Source organism: Faecalibacterium sp. DFI.5.82, assembly GCF_029076575.1.
Classification (GTDB): domain Bacteria; phylum Bacillota; class Clostridia; order Oscillospirales; family Ruminococcaceae; genus Faecalibacterium; species Faecalibacterium duncaniae.
In genome coordinates this window covers 1-312 of record NZ_JARFIS010000474.1, presented here as the reverse complement: position 1 = coordinate 312, position 312 = coordinate 1, and the positions used below count along the sequence as shown (strand labels likewise).

1 pseudogene is annotated in these 312 nt (G+C 65.4%); it reads right to left on the bottom strand.

Annotation, left to right across the window (positions count from 1 at the left end):
* Positions 1-239 (bottom strand): annotated as a pseudogene (locus tag P0G09_RS17485) (DNA replication and repair protein RecF); the annotation flags it as partial.
* Between the last annotated feature and the right edge of the window lie 73 nt (positions 240-312).

The following is a 312-nucleotide window of genomic DNA, read 5'->3' as shown; positions in this document are numbered from 1 at the left end:
TTCAGCACCTCGAGCAGGGCCATTTTTTCGGCGCAGGGACGTTCCTGCCCGGCAGGGGAGCGGCGCAGCAGAGCGTTTTTCTGCTGCAGGGCCCGCAGATAGCGGCGGTACACTGTCAGGTAGCCGGGGTAGAGCTGACAGAGGGCGGCATCCAGAAATTTGCGCCGCCCCTCGGGTGCTCCCTTGACCAGACTCAGGTGGCCGGGGTCGAACACGACAGCCGGAAAACTGCCGGCAAGCCCTGCTCAAAGCCCGCCAGAATGAGGAAGTACGGGCCGGGCAGAGCCTGTGCGGCCCCCACCGGGAAGATCT